At 68.7% G+C, this 9,475-nt stretch carries 4 protein-coding genes; 3 read left to right on the plus strand and 1 reads right to left on the minus strand.

Annotated features, from left to right (window positions below; genetic code table 11):
- Positions 1-14: 14 nt before the first annotated feature.
- Positions 15-4,238, minus strand: a complete 4,224-nt coding sequence (locus tag VKP62_04020; GenBank protein ID MEB3196351.1) for a helix-turn-helix domain-containing protein — start codon at positions 4,236-4,238, stop codon at positions 15-17.
- A 169-nt stretch (positions 4,239-4,407) separates the two neighbouring features.
- Between VKP62_04020 and VKP62_04025 the strand changes: the two genes are divergently transcribed.
- The 3 genes from VKP62_04025 to VKP62_04035 all read left to right on the plus strand — a co-directional run.
- Positions 4,408-7,416: a protein kinase gene (locus VKP62_04025; GenBank protein ID MEB3196352.1), complete on the plus strand. Its 3,009-nt coding sequence runs from the start codon at positions 4,408-4,410 to the stop codon at positions 7,414-7,416.
- A 205-nt stretch (positions 7,417-7,621) separates the two neighbouring features.
- On the plus strand, positions 7,622-8,938 hold the full coding sequence (locus tag VKP62_04030; GenBank protein MEB3196353.1) for a hypothetical protein: 1,317 nt from the start codon (positions 7,622-7,624) through the stop codon (positions 8,936-8,938).
- Positions 8,939-8,969: 31 nt separating this feature from the next.
- A partial coding sequence (locus tag VKP62_04035) for a hypothetical protein (protein ID MEB3196354.1) occupies positions 8,970-9,475 on the plus strand: 506 nt, incomplete at its 3' end.

The raw sequence follows: 9,475 nt of genomic DNA on the forward strand, positions 1-9,475 counted from the left end.
GGGAGAGCGCGTGTTCAGGCGTCGCCTGACCTTAAGGATTGAAGGCGTCTCAGCAGATCGGGGGCCGGCATCATGGTGCCCGCTCTGAAATGCGTCAACAAAGCCAGCGGCACCCCCAGCTCGGCCAGCTGCTCGGGGGTTGGGCCCTGCCAGCCGTGCGCCGTCTGATGCCACGGGGTGTCCTGGCTCCCCAGGGCAGCCGCCATGCGGCGGAGGTCCTCTCGGGCGGCGTTGTCGAAGCCTTTGGCTAGCAGGGCGGCAATGGTGTCCAGCGCCACCCCGGAGCGCTCGGCCAGCACCGCCGCGTCCCAGCCCCGCTCGGCCAGGCGGCGGGCCAGGCGATCGCCCAGAAAATCCACGCTGGAGACATCGGCCAGGCAGTGCAGGATCCGCGTCAGGCCTTCGGCCTTGTCAGGAGCCAGCGATTTGGTGCCACGTTCGTGAAAGGACAGCGCCGCCGTCGAGATGCCCAGCATATCGGCCAGTTCCCGCTGGGATACCCCCTTTTGCTTGCGCAGGGTGCGAGGATCCAGCGGCGCCTGAGCGGCCGACGGCGCCGGCGGGCGCGTGATCTCGGGAGCCGGGGCGGCCGGCACCGGCGGACTCACGACCTCGGGAGCCGGGGCGGGCGGCGCCGGCGGACTCACGACCTCGGTGGCCGGGGCGGGCGGCGCCGGCGGACTCACAACCTCGGCGGCCGGGGCGGGCGGCGCCGGCGGACTCTCGACCTCGGGAGCCGGGGCGGGCGGCGCCGGTGTGCGTGGCGTCTGGCCGAGGGCAAGCTCGAGCTCCGTCAGAAAGACCCGCGACGGGGAAACCTTGCCCATTTCCAGGGCCGAGACGACGCCCAAAGGCACGCGTAATCGCGCCGCCAAATCAGCCTGACTGAAACCGGCTGCCTGGCGACGCATCGTCAGGCGGCCATCGGCGGGTACGCGCGCATCCCGAGCGTCCTCCGTGGCCACCTCGGCCAGGACCTCCAAGGTGCGATCCAAGCGGGCGAGGGCGTCCTGCGGTAGCGTGGTGCCCCGGGCCTCGAAGGCCGCCAAACGCTCGAGCGCCACCCCCGTCAGGTTGGCCAGAGCCCGGATGCTCAATCCCCGCGCCTCGCGACGCGCCACGCGCAGCGCCACTTCACTGGCGGCCAACGGCGCCAAGGCCGGCCGCTGGCGATTCAAGTGCCGCGGCCCCTCTGGCATGGTCTTGTGGTTGACCCCGCGCGGCGCTCGGCCGGACACCACCATCAGGGTGATGGAGTCGATGCGCAGGCGTGGATGACGCACGGCCTCGAGCAAGGCTTCCTGTAGCAACCACGTGTTCTCTGCTGGCGGGGCAGGCGTCCAGGCCAACTCCCCCTCACGAACCTCGGGCGACTCCAACTCGCCTTCAGGCAAAGCGAGCTGGCGCGCCAGGTGGTCTTGAACCTCCCAACGGGCGGCAATCAAGCCGCGGGCGGCCTCGCTGCCGCGCTCCACGAAGGTTGACCAGTTCTGGACGGGCAACACGTCATAGCCCGAGGCCAGCAGATCGCGCACGAGCGGCCAATCCTGATGCCCCCCTGGTTCCTCCGAATAGGGGGCTTCCAGGATCGCCTTCAACTCGGGCGCCGTCACCTCGCGGAGGTCCGCGCCTAGAAACACCTGTTCCACGCGCGGCGGGCAGTGAGCGTCAGCCCGGCGGCGGACCCAGGCCATGTCAGCCTCTCGCCACTGGGCCGCCTGAGCCAGGCGAGTGAATGGCTCATCATCCGCCTCGACCACCACCTCCACGCGCAAGCCCAGCCATTCTTGCCCCGGCTCGCTCGACCAGGCGCCTGTCTGGCGCCAAAGCGCCGAAGCCTGTCCCCGCTGGTTCCAGCGCAGCGTCTGCAGGACCTGATCCACCAGCGGATCGCCCGGACGGAACAGGGCGAGGTCGGGCCGGCTCAGCGCCTCTGCGCGGTCAAAGGTGCCGGTGGTCTGGAGCACGCCGGCCAACCGTTGCCAGAACCAGGCGGCCATCCCGACCGGTCGTTCGGGGGCGCAGCCTGCCACGCTGAAGGGGATCCTCAAGACGTCGAACATCCAGCCTTCAAAGGCGGCCCGAAAAGCCTCTGAAGCCTGTTCCGAGGCCATCAACGCCTCGTAACGCTGACGCACCCCATCGTCCAGGTGAATACAGCCGTCGCCCACCGGGTTGGCCTGACGTGCCGCCTCTGCTCGCTCCTTCGCGCCAAGGATGGCCTGGCCCAAACGTTCCGGCAGGTCCGGCTCTCCGCTCAGAAACAAGCACTGAAGAACGCTCTCCAGCTCGTTCAGCAGCGCACCCGACAAGGGGGACTCCCCGGCAAACACGTCGAGATGGCGGTGGAGGGCCTGGAGCAGGGCCCGTTGATAGGCGAGCGTGGCCGTGGCGCCCAGGAAAACCAGATGACGGGCACGGGCGCGCTGAGCCAGGCGCGCACGGCCAGCCAGGCGGGGCACCACCTGAGCCAGCGAACCGCTGAGGTCCGCGTGGACGAACCACGTCGCCTCAAGCAGCCCCAAGGCTCCCTCGGAGGCGGGGTCACAGACCATCACGCGACACGACTCGTTTTCATCGAAACGCCGCCGCTCCTCTTCCCGCTCGCCCGGAGGCGAGGGGTGAATGTGAAAGGCCACGGCAGTCAACCCCATCTCGGTGGCGCACCGCTGATACAACGCCAGAGCCACGGCGGGATGTGAGCTGAAAACGACCACCTTACCGGACACCGCCAGTTCGATCAGTCGGTCACACAGCCCATTCAGGCCATCTCGGTCGTGTGTGCCCAGGGCGGCCTCGAGGGCCTGGAGCAGGTCTGCTTCACCAGGAAAGGGGGCCGCGTCAGGGACGCCGAGCAGCGGTTCTGCCGGCCAGTCCTGTGGGAGTGGAGCGGGCGATCGCCCCCGCAGCCGCGCCCGGACCAGGCTCCGCAGCAGGGTCGGGGAGACGGCTGCCGCCTGCACCATCCGACGCCACAGCGCGGCCAAACCAGCGAGCGCGTCGCCCCCCCCGCTGGCGGCGTGACGCTGGGCCGCTTCTCGCCAGGCTTCCAGCAGCAAACCCAGGTTTCCCGCGGAGGTCAGCTCGTCCCAGCAGCACAGCGGCTCCGAGGCGTGCGAAGGTTGCAGCAGGTGAACCAGGCGATGATGCTGCAAGGCCTGAAAGGAGGTTTCCAGACGTCGACCTGCCGACGCAGCGGGCAAGGGCCCGTCGGCGAGGCGTGAGGGAGGAAGGTCTGGGCCCAAGGGCCACGAGTGACGAGACGGATCCAGCAAGTGAAGGAGAGCCTGACTGGCGGAGTCCCCGACTTCCTGCGCACGCGCCTCCATCAGCAAGAGCCCTGGAACCTGATGGGCGAGCTGGCGCAGGCGCTCAAAATCGTGCCGCCCTCCCCCCTCCCGTTCGGAGGCCTCCAGCAGGGTGAGCGGCTCATCAAGAACCAGCAGGGTGCAGTCACGCAGCATCGCCGGGGCAAGAGGCTGCTCCAGCGCGTGGAGCAGCAGGCGGTCCACCAAGGACTCCAGGCGAAAAGGTCCCATCAAGAGGGCGCGCCAGCGAGCGAGCAGGCCCTCGGGTGCCAGCAAGACCACCTGGGTGCGGGCCTCTTCCAGGCAGTGCTGACGAATCACCGCCGCTGCCTCGAAGGCCCGGTCGGTCCAGTCCGCGTCCGCCAGCCAGTAGCGGGGAACCGGATCCTCCAGCACCCGACGCACGATCTCGACATGATGAGGTTCCAGCGGGACCTTGGCGGACAGCAGGCCCCAGAGTCCACGGCTGCTGCCGCGCCAGGCGACCAGCTGACGCACCAGTTCCCGCCTCCGTTCGGTGGCCAGCGGGTTGCCGTGCCCACGCAAGGCCAACAGTTGCTGCGGGCGATCCATCAGACGCGCGCACAGGACCCGTAGGTTCGACTCCTCGAGGCGTTCGAGCCCCCCCTCCGGCGCCGCCACCTCGTAGGCATCCTCGCGCCAGGCCCGTATCCAGCCAGCCCGCCACCCCCGTTGCCCCTCGTCCGGAATCAGGCAGGGGGTGCCGGCCGCCAGGCGAACACGAACCACGTGGCGAAGGTCGTGAAAATGAGTCCACTCGACGTCGAGGGCCGCCATGTAGCGCACCTCGACCCGACTGCCCTGCACGCCAGCCACCTGACCAACGCCCCAGTCACCGTCCAGGGCGCGAACGAGTTGACCGGTTGCCAAAGGCCCCGCCCCCAGGAACTGATCCTCGTATGCCAACAAGCCCGGACACCTCGGCGCACAGGAACCCGCACCGGTCGTCTGCAGGTTCGACACAATCCCCCATGGCGTTCCCCGTGATTGCTCCCTTCTAACGACATGGCGTCAGGATCGCCGGGAGGTTTCCAAGCCGCGCTGGACGGGTACTCTGGGCACAGCACCAGGGCGCCGCATGACCTTCGACCCCCACCAGACCAACTTCAACATTCTCCCGCGAGGCACCATCCTCGAGGGATTGAACCTGCTGGTGGGGCCCACGCTGGGACAGGGCCCCACCAGCATCACCTACCTGGTGGCGGATGCCCAGCGTCGCTCCTACGTGGTCAAGGAATTCTTTCCGCACGGCTCCTCTCGCAACGGTCTCGCCGTCATTCCGCCTCCAGGCTTGGGGCACACCCGGTTCGAGGCAGCCCGTGACGAATTCCTGCAGGAGGCCTACCTGCGGGCGCGCCTGCCCGTTCCCCTGGGGCCGCCCCTCCTGCACCACTGCCAGGCAAACAACACCGCCTACCTGCTGCTTCAGTTTGCCGAGGGAGAACCGCTGCAGACCCATCTTTCGCGCGTGCGACGGCTCAGCCCGGAACGACTCGCCGACCTGGCCGTCAGATTGCTGGAGAAACTCCAAGTGGCCGCGGACGCTCAGATCCCCCACCTGGATGTGGCGCCGCGCAGCATCTTTCTCACGCAAGACAATCAGGTCTGGCTGCTGGGTGGTGGGGTGGCCCGCTATCAACTCGGGCGGGTGCTGGGAGGTCCGGCCGAACTGTTCGCCCCGAATTACACCCCGCCCGAATTGCTGACCGGACAGGACGGACATCCGTCGGCGGATGTGTTCGGCCTGGCCATGACCCTCTGGCGAAGTTTCTCGGGCTTCGATCCGCCGGGTCTGCCCGAGCCGCTCGCGCAAACGGGCTTCCCCCCGTCCCTGCGCGACACGCTCGTCCTGCTGGAAAGCACGCGCGGCACTCCGGCAAGCCGTCCAACACTGGCCGCCCTGGCCACGCTTGCCCTGCCGGAAAGCTGGGGGGCCGAGGCGGAGCCGCCTCGGGGTGACACGCCCCTGGCCAGCTGGTCGACCAGCCCAACCGCGCTGCCCACGGCAACACCCAACGATCCCTTTTCCGAGTTTGCCAGCGTCATTCCGGCGATGCCCAGCGCGCCGAACGCCTCGTCCGGTGGGAGCCCCGCCGAGCTGGACCCGTTTGCCCTGTTCGCGGCTCTGGAGGCTGCCCCGCCGACGGGCCCGCAAGCGCCCAGTGGAGCGGCGGACCCCTTCGCCCTGTTCAACTCCGCCCAGGGAGCCGACGAGGACGCGATCCCGGACTTCCTGAACGCGCCGTTGCAGCCGTCCCTGGCCTCGCCCAGCCCTTCAGCGCTCGCAGCCCCCGACCTGGCGGGATTGCCGTTTGATGAATCCGACGCGTTCATCATCGACCTCGGTGACTCCCCGATGCCCACCTCCCCGGGGGCAGGCTCGGTCGCTGTCCCACCGCCTGGAGCAGCTCCCCCCTTCGCCCCGGTCAGCCCGCTCACCACCGCTGCTCCGCCCGCAACGGCCGGCTTCCCACCTGGCTTCCCAACCCCCGCGTCGGCCAGCGCCCCTGTCGCCGGTCCTGCATCCCCGCCCGTCGCGATTCCATTCCCCGTCCCGCCCCCCGCGCCGGCCAGTGCTGCCGCCGGACCGACGCCCCAGACCGTTGCCCTGGAGCAGGAGGTGGCGCGTCTGCGACAGCAGGCAGCGGGGCTACAGCAGGCGATCGCCGACATGGCGGCCCGTCCCCCGGCGCCGCCCCAGCCAGTCGCACCGGTGCAGCCCGCCGAAGGGCTGAAAGAGACGCTCGATGCCCTTCTGCGCGACGTGGCGTCACTGCGAGACGCCCGGGCGCGCCCCGCTCAGGAACCATCTGGTCAGTGGCCGATGCCGCCGGCCGTTCAGGAGGGTCTGAAGCAACTTCAGGATGGTTTCAAATCGTTGACGGACCAACAGGACGCCTTGCGACAGGCGCTGGAGGCGCTGCGCGCGGAGCGACAAATCGAGCAAGCGGCCCAGGGCAAGCAACGCGACGAGACCCAGACGCTGCTCCAAGGCTTCCAACGTTTGCAGGAAGCGCATCAATCGGCCCAGAAAAGCCTGCTGACGTTGCAGGAGGAGCGACAGACCACCCTCCGTGGGCTGCGGCGTCTGCACGAGGAGAATCAGGCCTTTCGTCAGGCCTTCAAGGTGCTCCGCGACGAACAGCAAAAGCTACGCCAGGGGCTCAAGTCGGTCCACGATACCAGCGGCGCGCTCCAGCTGCTGCTACAGGCCTTCGAGACTCACCACCAGAGCCTCGAAGGCGAGCAGGGCCAGCTCCGCCAGGCCCACGAGGAACTACGTGAAAGCCTGCGTTTGCTACGCGACGACCTTCACCGCCTGCGCGAGGAAGGCCTTCGTTCCGGCCCGCGCCTGCTGCCGGAGCCGGTGCAGGCGGCCAAGCCTGGCGACACCTCCCAGGTCAGGCGGGCCGGCTTCGTCAGCGGCCTGACCTTGCCCCAACCCGGAGAGGATTTTGCCCGTCTGCATCTGGCAGGCGCGATCGGGTTCGACGCGTCCCAGCACGAGGTCGTCGTCTGGCGACACGATGGCGGCATCGATCGGCTCTGGGCCGTGGCGGAGGAGGGCAATGCGGCGGTCTGGCGGTTTCCCCTGAGTGGCGAGAGCCCGCCGCCCCTGGCCGTCGGCGTGGCGGAGGAGGGGCTATACCACGGGAGTTGGTGGTCACCGGACTGGGTGGAGGGCCTTCACCACGTGGCTGAACGCGACCCCGAAGAAGCCCTGTTGCTGGCCCGCTGGTTCGAATTGCCCGTGGGCGACGAGGCCGCGGGCCCTGTGGTGCGTCGCCTCGTGGAAGCCCACCCAGGCGCCACCCTGTCGGCCTGGATGCCCGGACGCACCGACGTGCCGGTGTTGGGGGGCAGCCTGGTCACGGGTGGATGGCTGCGTCAGGTGGCTCCGCTGCTGGAAAACCTGGAGATTGGACCGGCGGTGGTGGAGGGCTTGCTCCACGGCCTGGCACTGGACGAAGCGGACCGGCCGCCAGAGGAGCGAAGCGACCTGCTGAAACGCTTCGAACCGCTGGGCGAGGCGGTGGTGCGCAAGTTGGAGGCCAGTCTCGAAAGCCTCGAAGCGGGCATGTTTTGACCTTTCCCCGGGATGATGGGCCGCAGCTCCGGACGTCCGGGCCTGCGGCTGGTCAGGACGTGCTCCCTCGGCGCGCCTGAGGCGCGTTTCCCGGTGTTCTCGTCGCCAGCCCGTGGCCTGGCCCGCCTGATGGTCGTGACGGCGGTCGGTTGGACGGGTAGGAAGCAGGATACGTGATGCCTTCTGTTCTGGAACGAGGTTGTTCGTGCGCCAACTTTCCGCCGTCCTGACCCTGGGGGTGCTGCTCGTGGCCTGTAGCCAACCGGCAGCAACACCCCCGACGCCCACCGCAGCCCCGAGTGCGGCGATCGCCGCCGCTGCCCTGCCGGGCCGCGTGAAGGTGCTGGGCGAGGTCCGCGTGCCCAGGAACATCTCGCTCGGCAGCAGCGTCAAACTGATCAGCGACCGGAGCAACGCCCTGATCGCCAACCATGCGGGGGGCATCGTGTCGAACGGGGCCCTGAGTCTCCAAGCCACCCGTCGCCTGCAAGCGGTCGACAGCGGCGTGGTCGAGGGCGTGCGCGTCTACCTGGCCGATTCGGCCGGTCGACCCATCCCAGACATCCCGGACGTCAAGACCGATGGCGGGGCCAAATTCTCGCTGGACCAGGTGCCGGCTGATGAGACCTTCGTGATCGTGGCGGAGATTCCCACCTCGACCGGCAAGACCGCCCAGCTGCGGACCGTCGTGAAGGTCGGCAAGTACGGCGCCTCGACCGTCGTGGATGCCGCCAGCACGCTGGTCAGCTTCAACGTGCTGGAAGGCCTGCCGGGCGGCGCACTGGGCGAATTCAACCCCAGCAAATTCCAGACCGCGGTGGAAGCCACCGATCGCAACCTGACCAATGACAAGCTGCCGGACTTCACCGATACGCTGGCGATCAAGGCGCGCATGGAGGAACTGGTGAAGGCGGTGGCAGAGCTGCGCAGCCTGCTGCTCGATCTGCGCAAGGACCTGGCCGAGATCAAGTCCTCGCTCGACGCCTTGAAGCAACCGGGCGCCCTGCCCACGGCGGGGGCGAGCACGCCGGTGGTCCCCGCGGCGCCAGGCGCGACGCCACTCGGCCCAAACAACACGCCTCAGCCCGGGGCCAGCCAGGTGGCCGGGGCCCCCAGTGCCCCTGCGGCCACCAAGGCCCCTGTGGTGCTTCCCAGCGCGGCAGCCCCCACGCCAACCCCGACCCCCACACCAACTCCCACGCCCACGCCCACCCCTACGCCGACTCCGCCACCCGCTTCCGGTGGTGGGGGGGCACCTGTGCCCGCCGGTTGCGACAGCGTCGGGAAACACAAGTGTTTGCTCAACCCGGCGGCGCCTCCGATGACCGAAGTGGGCGTGCGACTCTTCGGGCAAAGCACCCTGTTTTCGCAGGGAGCCGTCGTCAACAACAGCGTGAATCTGGACCTTCCAGAAGGGTGTATGATCGAATTCGTCGGCAAATCGAATTTCGGCCCCCCGGGCTGGTTCCCGTTTTACGGCCGAGTGGTGGAATCGACCGACGGCGACGTCAACCTCTACTGAGCAGCCCAACGGGCGCGCCCGAGGAATCACCTTGGCCAAACCTGACTTCCGCCCCGCTTTCGGCGCCCATCCCGTGCCGCAACTGCTCGATGACCTCGGCGAGTTTGCCGCCGACATCAAGGGCTACTTCAGCGGCCGCTTCAAGCTGGCGCCGGAGGATGCCAGCGGCTGGCTGGGCAGTTCCGAAATGGCCGGCGATTTCGCCCTCTTCGGCCACGATGCGGACGGCTCCCAGTACGGCTTTTGGCTCTACGACGGGCGCACCCCGGCCAACGCGCCGATCGTCTACCTGAACGTGGGCCACAGCGGCAGCACCGTGCTGGCAGACAGCTTGGAGGAATTCCTCTCGCTGCTGGCCCTGGATGTGACCGACCTCGGCATGTACTACGACGAGGCCAAGCGCCCGCACAAACCCAGCGCAGGCCACACGCAGTTCGTGACGTGGCTGGCCGAATGTTTCGGCCTCGCACCGGCCGTGCACCCGGAACGCCTCGTGAAGCGGGCGGTAGCGGCCCATCCCAAGCTTTCCGCGCGCTA

This window comes from Candidatus Sericytochromatia bacterium (assembly GCA_035285325.1).
Classification (GTDB): Bacteria; Cyanobacteriota; Sericytochromatia; order S15B-MN24; family JAQBPE01; genus JAYKJB01.

Bases quoted from the DNA above. Each gene is read 5' to 3' on its own strand.
- VKP62_04025 (MEB3196352.1), top strand. From the start codon at position 4,408: ATGACCTTCGACCCCCACCAGACCAACTTCAACATTCTCCCGCGAGGC.